The following is an 18,496-nucleotide window of genomic DNA, read 5'->3' as shown; positions in this document are numbered from 1 at the left end:
TTTTTTAGAATTGGAAATAGATGAAAGGAGCATCATCAACACCGGAGAAAACAATTATTGAAAAAATTAAAATAAAATATATACTCCACCTCGAGACAAAAGGAACTTTATCAACCCATTTATCAAACCTTTTGTTGTATAGCAAAACATCACTTATCAAGAATAACACGAAAAACATTAATGTTATATTATCAACACTCAGACTTTTAACCCCTTTTCCGAAGTTATTTCCTATTAATTCAAAAATATTAAATGCTTCGCTAATACTTTGACTTCTGAAAAACACCCAAATGAAAGTTACTAAAATAAATGTTTTCAAAGCAAGCAAAATATGTTTAATTGAAAAACTTGTATGAGAACTTTTTACTTTTAATGCTTTATTAACAATGCTTTCTGTCAAATAAATTATACCGAACAATCCGCCCCAAAATATAAAAGTCCAATTTGCACCGTGCCACAGCCCGCTGACAAGAAACACGATTAAAACATTTATAAACCACCTGTATTTTTTAACTTTATTGCCTCCGAGAGGAAAATACAAATAATCTCTGAACCATGTTGAAAGAGATATGTGCCACCTTTGCCAAAATTCTGCAATGTTTTTAGCAAGATATGGTGTTTTAAAGTTATCCATTATTTTTATTCCCATAATCAGGGCACTTCCTATTGCAATTATTGAATATCCGTAAAAATCACTATATATTTGGAATGAATAAAAAAATATGCCCTTCAAAATATCGAAAGAACCGTATTCTGCCGGATTATTATATATTTGGTCAACGTAAACAGAAATATTGTCGGCAATAACCATTTTTATAAATAAGCCGTAAAGAATTAACCTCAGTCCGTTTTTTAAGTTATCATAAGAGAATGTGTGTTTTGCTTTCAGTTGGGGCGTTAATCTGCTGAAACGCTCAATAGGTCCGGCAACTAATTGAGGAAAAAATGAAACATACAAGGCAAAATATCCTAAATGATGCTCAGCCTTTTGTTTTCCGGTATAAACATCAATAGAATAACTTAATGTTTGGAAAGTATAAAATGAAATACCGACAGGCAAAAGAACATTTAGCTCGGGTGTTTGGTATGCTATATTTATTTTATTAAACAGAATATTAACACTTTCCGAAAAGAAATTAAAATATTTGAATGAGAACAGTAAGCCTAAGTTAGTAACCAAACTCAAAATCAGAAAAGCCCGCTTTACTTGCTTTTTTTTTGCGTTTTCTATTTGAATTGCCGAAAAGTAATCAATTAGGGTTGAGCTTATTATAAGAATAATGTACTCTATTTTCCAACACATATAGAAGTAATAGCTTGCAACCAACAAGAGTATCCATCTGTACTTGGAAGGAACCAAAAAATAAATAATAATTACTGCAGGCAGAAAAAATACAAATTCAATTGTGTTGAAAAGCATATTTTGATATTTACTTTATATGTTGCCACTTTTGTTTTTTAATTACAAAAAAACTAAAAATCTTCTGCAGGAACAAAATCAATTGTTCGGCTTTGCATATTAACTTTTACCAGCTGTATTTTTATCGGGTCCCCGAGCTGAAATTTCTTTTTGCTTCTTTCTCCGGTTATGCAATAATTTTTTTCATCGAATACATAAAAATCATCATCTAAATCTCGCATTGCAAGCATTCCTTCAATTTTATTTTCATTTATTTCTACATATAATCCTCTTTCTGTTACACCCGTTATTACGGCATCAAAAATATACCCGAGTTTGTCGTGCATAAATTCGGCTTGTTTGTATTTTATTGATGCACGTTCAGCCATTACGGCTCTGCGTTCCATATCGGACGAATGTTTGCTTTTTTCGTTTAAAACATTAGTCATTGCAGGTTTGCCTTTATTTAAATAGTTAGTTAAAAGCCTGTGTACCATCATATCCGGGTAGCGCCTAATGGGAGATGTGAAGTGTGAATAAAAGTCGAAAGCCAAACCGTAATGTCCGACATTATCGGCTGAATATTCCGCCTTTGCCATTGAGCGAACGGCAAGTTGTTCAATCATGTTTTGTTCACTTTTTCCTTTAACGTCATACAGCAATTTATTTAACGATTCTGCAACTTCCGTTTCATTTTTAAAGGTTAAATTGTAACCGAACTGTTTTATAAAATCTCCGAATGCGTGAAGTTTTTCCATATCCGGCTCATCGTGTATTCTGTAAATAAACGGCTTGTGAAGTGTTTTGCCGACATAGGTTGCAACCTTTCTGTTTGCCAACAACATAAATTCTTCAATAAGATGATTAGAATCTTTTGCTTCTTTAAAATATATTCCGGTCGGTTTTCCGTCATCATCCAAATGAAACTTTACTTCGATTCTTTCAAAAGAAATAGAGCCGCTTTTAAAACGTTTCTCTTTTAATTTTTTTGCCAGTTTATTCAGTTCAAGAATTTCATCGGACAAATCTCCTTTTCCTGTTTCAATAACTTCCTGTGCTTCGGCATAATTGAATCTTCTGTCGGAATTAATTACGGTTCGTCCGAACCACTGAGTTTTTACATTTGCATCGACATCCATTTCAAACACGGCGGAGTATGTGAGTTTTTCTTCATTGGGGCGTAGAGAGCAAACATTATTGGAAAGTTTTTCCGGCAACATGGGAACCGTTCTGTCAACAAGATAAACGGAAGTTGCCCTTTCGTAAGCTTCTTTGTCTATTTTACTGCCTTCTTTTACGTAATGTGTTACATCGGCAATGTGAATTCCGACCTCTATGTTTCCGTTTGCTAACTTTCTGAATGACAGAGCATCGTCAAAATCTTTTGCATCATGCGGGTCAATTGTGAAGGTTGTTATTTTTCTGAAATCTTTTCGCTTGCTTACTTCTTCTTCGGTTATTTCAATAGGAATTTTTTCGGCAAGATTATTTAGGTGTTCCGGAAATTTGTACGGTAAATTAAACTCTGTAAGAATTGCGTGCATTTCGGCATCATTATCGCCTTCGTTACCAAGAACATCAATTATTTTCCCGACAGGGTTTTTTTGATGATCTGCCCAACTTGTAATTTCGGCAACTGCTTTTTTACCGTGTTCAGCACCGTTAAGGTTTTTCATGGGAATAAAAATATCATAAGGCATATTTCTTTCGGTAACGATTAAGAATGCTATATTGTCATTTGTAATGCTTACTGTTCCTGCAAATTTTATTTTATTTCGTTTAATTATTTTTGTGATTTCGCCTTCGGGGCTTCGTTTTTTGCGTCTTGCCCATATACGAACTTCAACAGTGTCGCCGTTTAAGGCTCCGCCCATAAATTTGCGAGGAATGTAAATGTCTTCTTCGGTATCATCAGATATTACAAAGGCTGAGCCGGATGCAATTAATTGGACTCTGCCTGTAACAGTAGATGTTGTAGGTACAAATTTGTATCTTCCGGTTCTTTCTTCTTCAACTTTTCCTTGGTCGCAAAGTTGATTTAAAACTTCGTTCAGAAGTTGTTTTGTTCGCAAATCCGAAATGTTCAGCTTTTTTGCTAACTGTTTGTAGTTGAAGTATTGTTTAGGTCTGTCGCGAAAAATATTCATTACAAAGGTTTGCAATGTTTTTCGGTTAAAGGTTGATATTTTTTTTAATTTCTTTTTTTTATTGTTGTGTTTTGCCATAATTTCTTTTTTTTTATTTATAAATCCCAGATAATTTCTGTTTCTTCTCCGGCTGTTAATGTTATGGTTTCTTCATAAATAATAACACGCTCGGGTTGTCGGTTTTTCAGGTATTTGCCCGAATCCCATTTTTTGTTATTATTTATGTCGTAAATTATTTTTGCCGAATATGTTCCGGGGATTAGATTACTATATGAGATATTTTCATTTGAATTTGCAAATTCAGTTTTTACGATTTCTTTTTTTTCATTGGATAAATATAAAATTATTTGTCCTTTTTTTAGTTGAGAAAGAAGAACAGAGTCTGTTGATGTTGAGTCGTCAGAAGTTATATAATTAGGGTTCTCTAATTTACCGATATTTGCAAGTTTAATATTTAATTTGCTGTAAGCATCGTTTTTTCTCACCTTAAATTTTATTTCTTCTTTTTTTGATAACCCTCCATATATATCAGTAAATGAGGATGAATCCATTTTAAGCAAATAGTTTTTAGAACCTTCCCACGGGTATAATAAGTTATATTTACGTTCGGAAAGTGTATCTTTTAAAATTTTATATTTAACAGGAATATTAATACTTACAGTTTTTAATTTTTCTGAGTTTTCTGTGCCGGTTGAAACATTTGCAGAACGGTTTTTTCTTGAACGCCTTTTTCTTTTATAAGTAAGGGTTAGGGTATCTTTTTCTTCTACTGTTTTATCGTACCTGTTTAAAAGTTTATAGTTTACGGATATTTTTAACGTATCCAGACTGCTTACAAATTTATCTGTTATTTTAAATTTTACGGTATCTCCGGAAGATGTTTTTTCTTGATTATACCATTCGTTGTTAATCGTAAAGTTAACAGAATTTATGTTAATGTCAGAGTGCAGAGGTTTATTAAACACGATATAAAATTTATCACGTTCTTCGCGAACAAATTTTTTAATTTTTTGTTTATTAAATTTAAAAATTGCGTTTTTTGAATATTCAAAGTCAATTTTTTCACCGGAAGTATTGTCAAAATCATTTGTTCTGAGAGTTAATAAGATTGTATCTTTATAAATTAATTCTTTTTCCTTAATTAGTAATGTTAATAAGTTGCTTTCTTCCGATTTTACCTGTTTATACCAATTTTTGTTTTCTGTTACAAATTGTTTTATTTCTGTATCAGATGAAACAGCTTTTTTAAATTTCATCCTAATTGTATCAGCGGACAGACGTTGCACGGAAATAAGACCTTGCTTTAGTAACGGAAGGGAAAGTGTGTCGTTGAATTTAAGTATTTGGTTTTTAAAAAAAGCATTATCATAATGTAATACAATCTTTAGGGTGTCTTTTTCAGAAATGTTTTTATCGGTTATTTTACAATTTAAGACTGTGTTATTTTTCCTGTAATTATTTTGAACCCAATTTTCTGTTGTATCAAAATTTAAGGCTTCAATAAAAAAGTTTTTTGCAAAAGGTCTTTTTAATGAAAAAACTAACTCGTTTGGTGCCGGTCTGAAAAATTTAAGCAGTTTTTGTTCTTTTGTATCTGCAACTAATGTGTCCAGAACTTCAAAAAGTTTGATTTTTGAGGTGTCGATACTTTTTATCGGGGTTGTTGAAACTATTGAATAATGAGAAAACGAATCTTGTTCTGTTTTAAATTCTTCAAAATTTATTTCTCGGGCTATTGTGTCAGCATCAATATTAAAGGTAAAGCTAATTGTATCTGTTTCGGCAACTTTGTTTTCTGCGGAGTCTAAATTAAAATATGAAACAGAAAATTGTAGTGTATCTTTATTGTATATTTCTTTATTTCGAAGCCAATAAATTAAAGATCTTCCGCTGTCGGCTTTTTCCGCAAAGTAATTTTTGTCAATTAAATCGAAGTTTAAGGAGGAGATTTTTACGTTGTCGGCCGGTTTATTGAATTCAAATTTACACTTTCCTTTTAGTTCTCTTTCAGAATTTAAGATATATTGTTTGTTGTTATCTTCCGTAAAAGTGAAAAGAGTAATGTTTTGCGGAGAGTAAATATATTCTTCTGAAATAATAACCGTATCGTTAAGCAAAGTGTCTCCGGCTGAAGTTTCCGAACCTATATGTAAAACTGAGCCGGTTTTAAAGGTGTCGGTTTTTGTTTCTGTTTTAACTTCGGGAATTATAAAAGTATCGGTATAAGCAATTTTCTCATTCGGGAGGCTGAACTTCATGTTGGCATCTAAATCTTTTAATGCAAAAATTCGATATTTTCCGGGTTTGATATAATCAATTTTAAAGTTTCCGGATGTATCGGATTTTGTAATATAATACGGTATTTCATTAATGGGAGTAGAGTCGTTATACTCCCTGTAAATCATTACAAGCATATCAGGGTCAGGCTGTAATGTGAAAGCATCTTTTAAACTTCCGGAAATTTCCATTGTATCTAACACATTACCGGTTGAAAAGATAAATTTGAAACCTTTTAAGGGGTTTTTTTCATGATAATCTTCAATTGCATCAGCAAACCAAAACATATATGTTGTTGTATCTTTCAATTTTTCATTAAGAATAACGACTAAATTTTTACGCTTTATTTTAAAGGTCGGTTTTTCAATTAAAGGCGGAGATGATAAAAACACGGCGTTAAGATTATTTAACCCAAAGAATTCATCAAAAGTAAAAGTTAATTTATTTTCTTTAACGTTTAGTGCTTTTTCTGCGGGTTTGCTTTTTAGCATTACGGGAGGCTCTGTGTCTTTTTCCCCTCCGGTTAATGAGCCTATTTGAGCACATCCGGAGATGATAAAAATTAATGCCGCAATGTAAAAAATCAATTGTTTCATATAGTTTTCTGCATAAAACAAGTTAAATATCAACTTTATTTTGAAATATTTACCAAAATTAATAAAATTTGCGTCTTTAAATAAATTTATGGTCAGAATAAGTCACCACAGAATAAAATGTATCGGTTGTAATTATTGTGTTGAGGTTGCACCCTCAAACTGGACAATGGATGAGGTTGACGGAAAAAGTACGCTTTTAGAATCGAAAGAAAAAAAGGGGATTTATATTGCGGTTACTTCTGATGATGATTTTGAACCGAACAAAGAAGCCGCTGATGTTTGTCCGGTAAATATAATTAGGGTTGAAAAGATATAAAAAGTAGTCCCGACAGGAATCGAACCTGTATCTACAGTTTAGGAAACTGCTATTCTATCCGTTGAACTACGGGACCTAATTTTTTGCAAATTTATAAAAAGATTAGAAAGTTGCAATGTTTTTGTATGATAAGCTTCTGAGGTTAATTTTTATCCTGAAGTTCAAAGTTTCCGGGAATTGATTTTTGTGTTTTTACACCAAGCTCTTTTAGTTTCTCAACCTGACCTATAATATTTCCTTTTCCGGTTTTAAGTTGTTTTAATGCGTTTTCATAACTGTCGTTTGCTTTATTAATGTTTTTTCCTATGTCTTCTAAATTTTCAATGAAACTGACAAATTTATCGTACAGCCTGCCGCCGCGTTCGGCTATTTCAAACGCATTTCTGTTTTGATCTTCTCTTTTCCAAAGGTCCTTAACAAGTTTTAATGCGGTTATCAGGTTTGTTGGGCTTATTAATAATATTTTTTTCTTGTAGGCATAGTTCCACAGATTATCATCATGTTTTATTGCCGATAAATATGCCGGTTCAATCGGAATAAAAAGCATTACAAAATCTAATGTTTGTGTGTAGCTGTCATAATCTTTTGCACTGAGCCCGTCAATATGATTTTTCAGTGATTGCAAGTGTAATTTTAATTCTTTTTCTTGTTCAATATCATTTTCTGCATTGACATATCTTTCATAAGCAACAAGGCTTACTTTTGAGTCGATGATAATATTTCGTCCGTCGGGATATTTGATTAAAACATCAGGTTGCATTTTTTTGCCGTCAATTCCTTTAATTGTTTGCCCGGCGTCATTTCTTAAAAATTCTTGTGTGAAAAATTCTCTGCCTTTTTGAAGCCCTGAATTTTCAAGAATTGACTCTAATATCATTTCGCCCCAATCGCCTTGTGTTTTTGCAGAGCCTTTCAAAGCTTTGGTAAGATTGTGTGCTTCTTCGCTTATTTTATGATTGAGATCAACTAAATCTTTTATTTTTTCTTCTAATGAAAAACGCTGTTTAGATTCTTTATCGTAAGTTTCTTCAACTTTTTTTCTGAATTCTTTAATGTTTTCGCCTAAGGGATCTAATAATATCTTTAAGTTTTGTTGATTTTGTTCCGTGAACTTCCTGCTTTTTTCTTCCAATATACTGTTTGCCAAAACTTTAAATTCGTTGCTGAATTTTTTGCCTATGTTCTCAATTTCTTCTTTTTGGGTTTGCAGCTTTTCCGAAAGGTTAATGTTTTTTTGTTCTAATGCTACTTTTTCCGACTCTGCTTTGGTTACTTTTTCTTTTATTTCACTAATCTCATTAAGATAATCGGCAATATCAATTTTCAATTCTTGTATTTCTTTTTCTTTATTTTCAATCATTGTTTTGCTTGATGCCAATAAAGATTTAATATTTGACAAGTCTTCTCTGAGGATTTTTATTTCATATTTTTGGGTTTGCAGTTCTTCTTCTGTTTTTTTTCTTTCGTTTTCAAGTGTTTCTATTTTATAATCGGAGATTTCTTTTTCTTTCAGAAGGTTATTGAAATCGGATTTGCTGACGGAGTTTTTTTTGAACAGGAAATTTGTAATTAACAAAGTTCCGATAATTCCTATAATAAATACAATGACGGGTATTAAGGTTTCCATTTTTTCTTTTTTGCAAAGATATTATTTTTAGCAATAAAAAAAGGATTGCCGTAATCAGACAATCCTTTTTTGTTAAAATATAGGTTAATCAGGCGTTTACCTGAGTTGCATAATCTGTGTTTGATAATAACGAGTCAACTTCCGAAGCATTATTTATTGAAATTTTAATAATCCAGCCGTTGCCGTAAGGGTCAGTATTTATTACTTCCGGAGTGTCTTCTAATTTTTCGTTAAACTCAAGAACCTCTCCCGATAACGGCATAAACATATCGGAAACTGTTTTAACGGCTTCGATTGTTCCGAACACTTCTTCTTTATCGAAAGTTTCGCCGACGGTTTCAACTTCAACAAAAACAATATCTCCTAACTCTCCTTGTGCAAAATCGGTTATTCCGATATATGCTTCGTCACCTTCTACCCTAATCCATTCGTGGTCTTTTGTATATTTCAAGTTTTCAGGTATATTCATAATCCCACAGTTTACTTTAAATTATAATAAATTTACTTTTTTGTTTTGAAGTTTCAAAAATAGATATTTTCAATAATAAAAAAAATAAACACATAATTTTTTATTTGTTTTTAAATATTTGCCAAGTTAAACCTTAAACTGAAACCGATGTGTGTGTTTGTGGTTTTATAACCGGACGAAACACGAGGTTCGTTCATTAACCTTTCGTAAAAGATTCGAAGAGTAACTTTATCGAGATTATAATCGGCATTTACTTTTATTGAAATGTTTTTATTTCCTGCAGAAACATCATTTATTTCTTCGTTAATTCTTCGGATAATAGTTATCATATCTCGGTATGTGAAGTCAACACGAATGTTTAAATCGCTTTCAAATATTTTTTGTTGCCCTTGCACCGTCATCGGAATTTTTAGTTTCGGAACTTTATACCCAAAGCCTATAACATACTCTTTATTAAGCATTTCAAGTATTTGGTTGTTTGCAAAGCTGAGCATTAACATTCGGGTTTGCTTATATTCGAGTTTAGATTGCATTTCATTTTTCCATCGCATATCTATTCCGATAAGGGGAACAAATTTTTCGTCAATTGAAACACCTCCCATTTGATATTCAGAAATAAAATCATTTGTGAGTTCATCTCTGAAGTCGGTTAATCCTGTTTCAAGGTATTCGTTATAGTCAGAATGAAGATTATAAGCCGTTATTTGATATTTTGAATTGTATGCGTGGTTTATTGTAATTCTTTTAAAAACTTTTTTAATTGCATCGTAATAAGTAAGTCCGTCATACTTTATTCGCCAATTAGGCAATGGTATATTCGGGAAAGGGTTATTTATAAAACCATTAAGTGTTTGCCCGGAATATGCCGCTAAAAAGGCAGGCAATAACACATCTTGCGAAGCTTCACTGTATCCGTGGGGGTAGTTGTCTCTGATTTGCTCAACTCCGGAAGAGTCAATATAAGTATTGGGTATGTTAGGGTTGTATCCGGATATTTTGCTTGCTCTGTCTTCTGCTAAATTTTCGGCAACAAATATACGGTAGCTTTTAAAAAGGTCGTAAACATCAGAGTTATATGTTGTGTCTAATTTATTTTGTTTAAACGCTGTTTTTAATGATATGAATGACATTGAGAAATTTCCGGTTTCTGTTAGTCCGGTAGGATCAATATTTCCGTCAAAATTTATCCAATATTGCTTTTTTTGATTATTTGTCCTTCTGTCTGCTGTAACATCTACCCTCATTCCTTGCAGGGGTTTTAGGGTTGCTCTGAAAGTGTAAGTAACATCATGGGTTGTAACTGTGGGAGCATTTAGTGAGGAATCTCCTGATAACCAATTGTGCAGAACCGCTTCTTGCATAAAGTTTGTTCCGGCAAAACCGAGTAATCCTTCTGTATTTGTTAAACCGGTAATGAATTTCCAGCCGGGAGCGTTAAAGCTTTCGTCCATTCCGAGGAATTTGGATTTCGGCAAATATCCGGGAACTATCATTCCGTTGTTTTCGGTATAGTTGAGTGAAAGATTTCTGACGGACATCAGGCTGTAAACAGTATAGTCAGTAATAATTCTGAAAATATTGTCTTTTATTTCTTTTTTGCCGGATATTTCAACTGTAACGCCTTTTGCATCAACCTCAGGAATAAACTTTACTTTATTCGCATCAATAATTTCGGTTTTTCCTTTTATCGGTTTTTTGTTTTTATCGGTAACTGTTAGTTTTACATTATCTGTTTTAAGGTTATGAGTTATTGTTTTTGCTCTGTCTTTTTTAAGTTTTAAGCCCGTTTTAGAAAATGTTACGGTTTTGTATTTTTTCTTCTTTTTCTTGCTTTTTCCTTTAAATTTATTGTCGATGTTTTTTAAGTATTTAACCTTTCGGTATAAACGCTCAAAGTTTAATTGAGAAGTAAGCTGAACAGATTGATTATTGCTTATTGTATTTCCGATATCTTCTGCTTTTATTTCTTTGCTTTCTAAGCCTTTTGTCCAATAATAATCGGCATCATACCTTGCATTTGCAGTTGTCCAAGCCAACAGCGGTAATTTATTAATCGGTAATGACCAAATGACATTAAAATTTTGATGAAAATCTCTTGTTCTGCCCCAATCTTTGATGTTTCCGACAACGGAATCTTTGTAGGCATTCCATTTATATTCATCGTCTTTGTCTATTCTGCCGTCAGGTTCGTCAACCCAAGCTTGATTATTTGCTCGGTAGGTTATTTTAAAATCTCGGGTAAGGTTATACCTGAAATCATAGGTTCTGTTCCAAATAAATTGTTTGTCGAAAGTTGTTATTAGTGTATCTCCGTAGCTTCCGCTCTTAACAGCCTCAATGTTTCGGAGTTGTATTTCGTTATATGATTTTCTCATGTCGCTTCTGAAAGCAATCATTGAAGGCATATAATAAAAGTTAAAATCTTTAATTATTTTGAATGCTTTATATTTAAACAACTTAACTTTTGAGAAAGGTTTTATGTTTTTAGGGGATATATTATAGTTATATGCAATTGCCCCTGTATGAACCTTTAAAATATTATGGTCGGTATTTATGTTTCTGATAAAAGTTTCATTTAAACCATAACTTGCCGTCCAGTTTGAAATATGCCACAAAGGTTTAGAGTTTCCTTTGTTTTTACCTTCCCTTTTTCCGATAAGTTTCGGGTTACTGTCTTTTTTTTCTTTTTTCTTTTTTTCAGAATTTCCGTTAATTCTGATATTAGTTATATTAAACGACTTTCGCTTTAAATAATCTTGTGTAATTTGTAAATGTTTCGTCCTGTCTTCTTGCGAAAGCCCTTTTAGTGCAGTTGTCATTTTTATGTCCGGATTTAAGGGGTCGTATTCCGGGTCGCTGAACACCTCAGAATAACCAAAATAAACCGGAACTCTTACTCCGTACTTTTTCGGGAAGAATTTACCGAGTTCGGTGCTTGTTGAAAAGTCGTAACTTTTATCGGTTGATCTTTGTCTTTCGCTAACACGCTTTTCAATACTTCCAAAACCGGGAGTACTGTAATCTCCGGAAACAGCAATACTTGAAAAGTCTGCGAGGTTAGCTTGCAGTCGCCCCCGAGTTGCCCAGCCGCCGGCTTCATCAAATCCCGCTAATCGTAATTCGTTCATCCAAACTTCAATAGATTTTTGCAGACCATCATCAGAGAGTTTGTTGTTGTCTTTTTTTCGGTTTCGAATACCTATCATAATGGTTCTGACATTGCTTAAATTAGGTGAGCCGGTTATGCTTATTCTTCTGCCCGTTTCATCACCGTAGTTTTCTGTGTCATAAATGCTGTATTCAGATGTTAATTCAATTAAGTTTCTGCTGTTTTTTTGGTTTCTTTCTTGTTTTACTTTTTGGAATACTTCAAAATCAATATCTAACATGTTTTCAGGACGCCAAACAAGTTCTCTGTCCGGTTCATTTTTATCTTTTACGGTACTGTAGTACCCCGGCTCTGTTAATTTTAACGGAATCTCATATTCGTAATAATTTTCTTTGTAATCAGAACCTAACCTTATGAAAGCACACAAATCATCATCATTAAGAATGTTTCCTTCTATTGCTTCAGCATGTATGAACATTTGTAAACGCTTAAATTGTCTTACGTCAAGACTTACATTTTTATATGCGGCACGAGCATCTCCATCGCTTAAATTAAGCACCCTTAATGAAATTGCTTGTTCGTTAAGTTGTGTTAAATAGGCATTTCCCGGGGAGATTTCTCTTGTAACCCCAGGCGGTAAAACATAGTTTACAGGTTCTCTGGAGGCGTTTTCTTCAATATTGACGGCATTTATATCGATTTGAGCATCAGTTAATTCCGGTGTTCCGGAACCCTCTGTTCCCTCTAACATTGACAATCTGTATTTTCTCCAATCACCCCTTACTAAATCCATTTCGGCAAACCGTAATACAATTTCTTCGTCCCAATCTTTTAAGAATAGTCTGACAAAACGAATTGATTTAAAATCTTGAATAGAGCCAACGGTTTTTTGATAATCTTCCAAGGGCATTTTAAAATGATACCACTTTACTGTTTCTTTGATATTATCACCATCGGGGTCAACTTCTGTTTCTTTTATATCGGTAATATAGTTTTGTCCGACATTCATTTGGTTGGGGTTAAGGTGGATTTTATACTGAAAATAAGATTCATTTTCTGAAAGAGTATAGTCATTATTTAAATCCTCCATATCCGGGGTTAGAATAGGGCTTGCGTTAATGCCTGTATTTCCTGTTGTTGTGGAATTGTGTTCTTGATTATTATAATTTTTGTATCTTGTAAGAACGTCTGCATTTTCTGTATCATAAACGGGATCGTTATAAAACAAATAGTTATCATTTGAGGGATCGCCTTTTACTTTTTCTAATACAAGAGGGTTGCCGCTGTATTTGTTTTCGATTCTGTTAATATAATCGTCAAAAAATGTTTTTTCATCTTCGTCAGACAAACCGTCAAGACCGACATCTTGATATTGTCTGGCATCAGCAGGTTCATTGGCAAAGTCGCTTGTTATTCTCGGTAATATCGGAACCCTTCCCCATGAGGTTGAGTCTATATTTATTCCGTTTCCGGAAGAAGGCAGTCCGTTTTCAAATGCTTGCCTGGAGTCTCTTAAAATATCTTCTGAAATATTGCCGAAATTAAAATAAATATCTCCGCCGGTATGATTTTGGTTATAAATAAAGGGGTCTAACATCCAAAATTCAACAAATTCTATATTTGCTTCTTCAAAATCGTTAGTTGTAAGGCTTTGTGCAATACCTGCCCACCGTGTTTCCGGGAGGTTTAGTTTTCCGTTATCATCCATTCCGGCAGAAATTCCGGACAACCCTTCAACATCATAATTATAGGGTCCTTTTTCGTTCGGATAATATGCAAGGTTCAGAACATATAAAAATTGCGGTATATCATACTCGTAATCCCTGTCGGGAAATATTTCTTGCTCGGGAATTTGTCTTACTAAATGGTTATTTAAATATTCTTCAGTTATTAAATCTCTGTTTATATTATACCATGCTAATTTTGCTCGGTTATATCCGTAAGACAGAGTATTTGATGAGTCAGCTTCGGGAAATAAATCCGGTTGTCCTTGGGGTGTACTTGCAATACGCCAGCGAGAAGGAGATTTTAAATCGAAAGTAACTTTTGAGCCCTCAAAATCATCAATATGAGCAAAGCCCTCTTCTCCCAGAACTTTGGGGTGTCCGGGAATCAAATGTGCAAATTCTCCTGAAAAATCAATATTTGAAGGTGCTTTTGTTTTAATAAAGGGTATTACTTTATCAACAAGCTTGGTAAGAAAAGGCACTTCTTGATTTAAATTAATATTTGTTCCCCAAATTGTATTTGAGATTGGTTCGTTTCCGATGCTGACTTTATTGGTTAGCGGTTTTTGGTGAAGATGCATAATTGTAGCACCGATGTTAAAATTATCTGAAATTCTGTAATCAAGATGAGTTCCTATCATAGATTTTGTTCCTACGGCAAACATCGAATTGCTTTCAAGAGAAATGCTTATGGGGGTTCCGGATTCTAATAAGCTCTGTTTTAAAATAGTTACACGCCCCAAATTATAATCGACGGTATAATCAACATTTTCTGTTAAAACTTCGGCACCTGCTGTTACGGTAACAGAGCCCTCCGGAATATTCATTGCGTTTAAGTTTATTTCGGACCCCCCCGCCGACCGATATTCTCCTTTCAGGAAAAATTTGTTTTTTTCTGCTTTTTGCCTTGCGGTACTTTGGGTTTCATCATATAATTCTTGAAAAATATATTGTTCGGCAATTCTGTTTATTTCAGGGTCGTTTTCATTTCCTTCAATAATTTTACTTTTCAAATATGAGCCGAAAGGTTCCGTTACGGGGAAGTATATTTTTCCGTTTGAAGCGTTAATGGTTACTTTATCAATAAAGTCAAAAAAACCGTCAATTCCGGGTTCGTTGTTTTTGTTAAGATTATCAAGGCCCAATACCCTTAAAAGAACTTGTCCGTCAATGTTTCCGGCAGGTATATAATTTACGGAAGAACCTGTTTTGTCATTTCGGTACATTACTTCCATTTTGAAATCTTGACTATTAACTTGGTAAGCATTAAACGAATAAACATTTTTCATCATTAAATCCCATGTGGGATACTCTGTTGACAGTGTCGTAGGTTTTAACAACTTTAAAAATAATGCATCAGGAGCGGCAGGTCCGTCGCTTGAAAACTCTCCGACTCTGTATATTTCTCCGTTTGTTGTGTTTTCATATTCAAAAGCAACTGCTAATACTTCGTCATTGTTAAGTTGCGAATTTAGTGAAATGTAGCCTAACGAAGAATTAAAGGAATATTCAGAAGGAGATAAAAGTCGGGCATTTTGAATTTTTTCATAATCGATACCTGAGTTAAAGTTTTCTAAAACAGAAAGCGTGTTGGTAACATTTGAAATGTTTCTTATTGAAACAAAATCGGTTGTAATTAAACTATATAAGTTGTTTGTTTCGTTTGTGGGAAGAGTTTCGGAAGTTGTGCCGAACCTTGAGTCTGTTGCATAAAAGTGTTCTTCGTTTTCTCCGAGATCCATAAATGCTACAATATTTCTTGAATTTTCAAATTTCCCTGATCTGTTAGTTATCCAGACCTCAATTTTTTTAATGTTAATATTTGACTTTATAATCGGAAGATCAGAAAGGGCAATGTCGTATCTGTCTCTGAAATATTGGGCAATAAAAAAATGTTTGTCGGCATCGTAATTATCGGCTGTAATTTCAAATGGTGTTGTTGTTGCTCCTCCGGCAACTTCTATGGTTTTACTTTCTCCTTTTTGTTGAGAAAAAACACTTGTAACAAGCAGATTCCCGAATTTTAACTCTGTTTTCAATCCGAATAAGTTGTGGCTGCCCGTAATAAGTGAACCGGATAAGGGCATGGTAACATTTCCTGCTTCAATTTTTTGAATTATTTCGTCTTCTTTGCCTTGATAGCCGATTTTCACATTGTTTTCAAATTCAAAAGTTGCATCGGTATCAAAATTAATTCCTAATTTCATTTTATCCCCAATTTGACCGTTTACTCCCATTTTAATGTTCATATCAAAGTCAAAGTTTACCATTTTTTGGAGGTCTTTCGGTAATGCGGGATTTTCAATTTCCGTTATTTTTAAGCCGAAGATAAGCTCGGCTGTTCCGGCGGGCTTAATGTTTATAGTATTACTTCCAAATATTTTGTCGAACCCTTGTATGGGAACTATCAGGTTTTGGCTAACTAACCGGTCAACCATGCTCGTTTCTCCTTTTGCATTTTCTAAGGCTGAACGCTCCATCCAATATTCATGAGTGTTTTTTTTGTTGCTGTATTTAATATATTCGCCAAAAGACATATAATAGGGGTTTCTGTAATTGAAATCTCCGATTTTGTCATAGAAAACAAACTTTCCTGTTTTCGGATCGTATTTAACCGTAGATTTTATTGCAGACGGGTTTTTTAAAAAGAGAGGTGAGTTGTATGAAAATATTGACGGGGAGTTACTATAGTCATCAAAAGGAAATATTAAGCTGTCGGGGTTAATCGTATCTTTAACTCCGGGCAATCCGGGAGAAAAAGCTGAAGCATAATTTCCGATACCGGAAAAAGACATTAAAAATGTAACACCAACAGAAAAAAAGGCAAGTCTGATGCTTAAGTTTAGAAACAGTTTCACGTCCAATTAATAATTTTTAAGGGTTTTTTAAGTACGGTTTTTAAGCATAGGCAAATTATTTTAAAACAATACATTTTATGTAAACGCATTTATAAAATTTTTAGTGCCTTTTTAACAAGTTCTTCAACAGTTATATCTTTTTCTTTTGAAAGAATTGAATTTACAGCTTTTTCGGTTTTCGCTTTAGGAAAGCCTAACATTGTTAGTGCAGATAACGCTTCGCTGCTTGCAGAAGTGTCAATAATAGGTGTGTTTTCACCATCAACCTCTGTTTTGTCAATTTTATCTTTTAGGTCTATTATTACACGTTGTGCTGTTTTTGCCCCAATACCTTTAACACTTTTTAAGGTGTTAACATCATCGGTACGAATTGCTTTTTTTATTTCTCCTGCTTTAAGAGATGAGAGCATTACTCTTGCTGTATTTGCACCTATGCCGGAAACTGAAATCAGTAAACGAAAAATTTCTCTTTCGGATTTGTCAGCAAAACCGAACAGCATATTTGTGTCTTCTCTTACAATTTGATGTGTATATAATTTATATGTTTCTTCCCTTTCAAGAACAGAATAGGTATATAAAGAAATATGAACAATATAGCCGATATTGCTTGATTCAATAACTACATATGCAGGATTTAATTCTGCTACTTTACCGTAAATATATTCATACATTTCTTAATATTTTAGTGTGCAAATATAGAAAAACAAATTATAAAATAATATTTTGCAGAAAATATCGAAATATTGTTTTGCAAAGAAAAAAATATGTTTAATTTTGCAATCCTGAAATTTAAATATTTCTTGGGGCCGATAGCTCAGCCGGTTAGAGCATCTGACTCATAATCAGAGGGTCCGGGGTTCGAGTCCCTGTCGGCCCACTTTTCATGGTTATTGATTACAACACCTTGTTTAGTTATTACGACAAGGTGTTTTTTTATTTTGTAAGTTCTCTGAAAACATCTTCAACGCTTTTTTCTTTTTTAAACATCGAAAACAAAATAAGGTTATTATTAACGGCATATTTGAAAATGTTTTCTCTGACATCAAATTGTGGTTTTGACTCTACAAGGAAGCTTCTCTTGTCAATCGGTGTTACGTTTTTTACCCCGGTAATTTTTTTAAGACTTTCTTCCGAAACAGGCTTATTAAACTCTATAGTTACAATATCGTGCTTTTGCTTTGACAGCTCTTGAATTCCCGCAACCGAATTGTCTGCAATAATTTTACCGTTATTTATTATTATAACCCTGCTGCAAATTGCCTCAACTTCTTGCATAATATGTGTTGAAAGCATAACCGTTTTTTCTGTTCCTATTTTTTTTATTAAATCTCTTATTTCAATAATTTGGTTGGGGTCAAGACCTGTTGTCGGTTCATCCAGAATTAATACTTTAGGATCATGAATTAAGGCTGCGGCTAAGCCTGTTCTCTGTCGGTAACCTTTTGAAAGAGCACCTATTTTTTTATTTTTTTCCGGCTGTAGCCCTGTTATCTCTATTATATCTTTAACTTTGCTTTTAATATTTCCCCCTATTTCATAAATTTTAGCAACAAAACTTAAATATTCTTTAATGTACATGTCGAGGTACATCGGGTTGTGTTCCGGTAAATATCCTATTTGTTTTTTTATATTTTTTACAACATCTTTTGTATTTATTCCGTTAACGGTAACTTCTCCCGAATTTTGTTTGATATAACCGGTTATTATTTTCATCATTGTAGATTTTCCGGCACCGTTAGGACCCAAAAACCCGACAACTTCCCCAGTTTTTATTTCAAAATTCACACTATCTAATGCTTTTTGATTGTCGAATATTTTTGTAACATTTGTTGCTTTTAATGACATATTAATAAATTGATTTTATAAAAAACGCTTGTATTTTATGAAAATTATATCTTTGCAAATATATATATTTATATGATTTTTTACAGAATCAACATTAAGTGTGCAGAAATGAAACAAAACGAAAAC

Annotated in this window: 9 protein-coding genes and 2 tRNA genes; 2 read left to right on the top strand and 9 right to left on the bottom strand. The window is 33.3% G+C overall.

Annotated features, from left to right (window positions below; all coding sequences use genetic code 11):
* Positions 1-4: 4 nt before the first annotated feature.
* From L3J35_01465 to L3J35_01455, 3 genes are read right to left on the bottom strand one after another with little or no spacing between them, the layout of a single operon-like run.
* Entirely contained in the window at positions 5-1,420 is a 1,416-nt protein-coding gene (locus L3J35_01465) for an MBOAT family protein (protein MCF6364847.1), read from the bottom strand.
* A gap of 53 nt (positions 1,421-1,473) precedes the next feature.
* Positions 1,474-3,624, bottom strand: coding sequence for a ribonuclease R (rnr, locus tag L3J35_01460; GenBank protein MCF6364846.1), 2,151 nt, complete (start codon positions 3,622-3,624; stop codon positions 1,474-1,476).
* Between the two features lie 17 nt (positions 3,625-3,641).
* Positions 3,642-6,419, bottom strand: a complete 2,778-nt coding sequence (locus tag L3J35_01455) for an Ig-like domain-containing protein (GenBank protein MCF6364845.1) — start codon at positions 6,417-6,419, stop codon at positions 3,642-3,644.
* Positions 6,420-6,507: 88 nt separating this feature from the next.
* Between L3J35_01455 and L3J35_01450 the strand changes: the two genes are divergently transcribed.
* Entirely contained in the window at positions 6,508-6,735 is a 228-nt protein-coding gene (locus L3J35_01450; protein ID MCF6364844.1) for a ferredoxin, read from the top strand.
* 4 nt (positions 6,736-6,739) lie between these two features.
* Here the strand turns inward: L3J35_01450 and L3J35_01445 are convergent.
* The 5 genes from L3J35_01445 to ruvA all read right to left on the bottom strand — a co-directional run bounded on the left by L3J35_01445 (position 6,740) and on the right by ruvA (position 17,196).
* Positions 6,740-6,811: transfer RNA gene (locus tag L3J35_01445), tRNA-Arg, on the bottom strand.
* A 66-nt stretch (positions 6,812-6,877) separates the two neighbouring features.
* Positions 6,878-8,362 carry a DNA recombination protein RmuC gene (gene rmuC, locus L3J35_01440; GenBank protein ID MCF6364843.1) on the bottom strand — a complete coding sequence of 495 codons (1,485 nt, stop codon included), beginning with the start codon at positions 8,360-8,362 and terminating at the stop codon, positions 6,878-6,880.
* A gap of 88 nt (positions 8,363-8,450) precedes the next feature.
* On the bottom strand, positions 8,451-8,831 hold the full coding sequence (gene gcvH, locus L3J35_01435; GenBank protein ID MCF6364842.1) for a glycine cleavage system protein GcvH: 381 nt from the start codon (positions 8,829-8,831) through the stop codon (positions 8,451-8,453).
* A gap of 110 nt (positions 8,832-8,941) precedes the next feature.
* Entirely contained in the window at positions 8,942-16,525 is a 7,584-nt protein-coding gene (gene sprA / locus L3J35_01430) for a cell surface protein SprA (protein MCF6364841.1), read from the bottom strand.
* Between the two features lie 89 nt (positions 16,526-16,614).
* Positions 16,615-17,196, bottom strand: coding sequence for a Holliday junction branch migration protein RuvA (gene ruvA / locus L3J35_01425; protein ID MCF6364840.1), 582 nt, complete (start codon positions 17,194-17,196; stop codon positions 16,615-16,617).
* 132 nt (positions 17,197-17,328) lie between these two features.
* Here ruvA and L3J35_01420 point away from each other — a divergent pair.
* Positions 17,329-17,402 (top strand) — tRNA-Ile (locus L3J35_01420).
* Positions 17,403-17,458: 56 nt separating this feature from the next.
* Here L3J35_01420 and gldA read toward each other — a convergent pair.
* The gene (gene gldA / locus L3J35_01415) at positions 17,459-18,370 is read right to left on the bottom strand and encodes a gliding motility-associated ABC transporter ATP-binding subunit GldA (protein MCF6364839.1); all 912 of its coding nucleotides are present in this window, start codon (positions 18,368-18,370) and stop codon (positions 17,459-17,461) included.
* Between the last annotated feature and the right edge of the window lie 126 nt (positions 18,371-18,496).

Source organism: Bacteroidales bacterium (assembly GCA_021648725.1).
Classification (GTDB): Bacteria; Bacteroidota; Bacteroidia; order Bacteroidales; family JAADGE01; genus JAADGE01.
The sequence above is the reverse complement of the archived record's forward strand: the minus strand, read 5'-3'. Positions and strand labels throughout refer to the sequence as shown.

What these genes read in the sequence shown, in the direction of transcription:
- gldA (MCF6364839.1), bottom strand. Translation starts at nt 18,370, where the DNA reads ATGTCATTAAAAGCAACAAATGTTACAAAAATATTCGACAATCAAAAA.
- ruvA (MCF6364840.1), bottom strand. Translation starts at nt 17,196, where the DNA reads ATGTATGAATATATTTACGGTAAAGTAGCAGAATTAAATCCTGCATAT.
- L3J35_01455 (MCF6364845.1), bottom strand. Translation starts at nt 6,419, where the DNA reads ATGAAACAATTGATTTTTTACATTGCGGCATTAATTTTTATCATCTCC.
- L3J35_01450 (MCF6364844.1), top strand. Translation starts at nt 6,508, where the DNA reads ATGGTCAGAATAAGTCACCACAGAATAAAATGTATCGGTTGTAATTAT.
- rmuC (MCF6364843.1), bottom strand. Translation starts at nt 8,362, where the DNA reads ATGGAAACCTTAATACCCGTCATTGTATTTATTATAGGAATTATCGGA.
- L3J35_01465 (MCF6364847.1), bottom strand. Translation starts at nt 1,420, where the DNA reads ATGCTTTTCAACACAATTGAATTTGTATTTTTTCTGCCTGCAGTAATT.
- gcvH (MCF6364842.1), bottom strand. Translation starts at nt 8,831, where the DNA reads ATGAATATACCTGAAAACTTGAAATATACAAAAGACCACGAATGGATT.
- rnr (MCF6364846.1), bottom strand. Translation starts at nt 3,624, where the DNA reads ATGGCAAAACACAACAATAAAAAAAAGAAATTAAAAAAAATATCAACC.